Raw genomic sequence first — 808 nt, forward strand, 5'->3', positions numbered from 1 at the left:
ACCTCGGGCGCTTACGCGTCTATCACTTTGAAGGCGAGAAGGGATTACGCCGCGTGGTCAAACTCGAACAGGCCGACGGCAGCTCTACGCAAAGCGTCTTTAATAATCGCGGCCAGCTGATATCCCAGACTGACGTCCTCGGGCGCACCACCGAATTTCATCTCAACCCGGCCAGCGGCACGCTGACCGCGATTTTGCATCCGGGCGGTGAAAAACGCAGCCAGTTCTACTACAACCAGGAGGGCCAACTGGTTTGCAGCACCGCGCCCGACGGTCGCCGCGTGAGCCAGGAATATGATGCGTTTGGCCGCCTCATAACCGACACCGACGCCCTGCGCCAGACCCGCCGCTATCATTACGCAGACGATAACAGCGCTTTGCCTTGCGCCACCGAAGACGCGGCGGGCGGGCGTCAGACGCTGGCATGGAACGCCGCGGGTTTACTGGAAAGTTTTACCGACTGCTCCGGTTTTAAAACATCATACCGCTATAACCGCGACGGACAGCCGCTGGAAATCCTGCACGAAGAAGGGATGAAAACCCGCTTTGCGTACGATGCGCGTGGGCGGCGAATTTCCCGTGAGGACAGCGCGGGCGGGAAAACGGTTTGGGAATACAACGCCGCCGGAGACGTCATCACCATCATCCGACCGGACGGCAGCCAAAGCACGCAAAAATATGATGAGCGCGGTAATCCAACCGCACAGAACGAAGGCGGGCTGACCCGACAGACTGAATTCGACAGCGCGGGCAGGCTGACGCGGCTGGTCAACGAAAACGGCGTCGATACGATATTCAGCTACGACGT

Annotated in this window: 1 pseudogene; it reads left to right on the forward strand. The window is 59.4% G+C overall.

Features of this window, described 5'->3' with window-relative positions:
• A pseudogene (locus ACLBVC_RS24750) lies at nucleotides 1–808 on the forward strand (RHS element protein); the annotation flags it as partial.

Source organism: Rahnella selenatireducens (genome assembly GCF_046449555.1).
In the GTDB taxonomy this organism is placed as follows: domain Bacteria; phylum Pseudomonadota; class Gammaproteobacteria; order Enterobacterales; family Enterobacteriaceae; genus Rahnella; species Rahnella selenatireducens.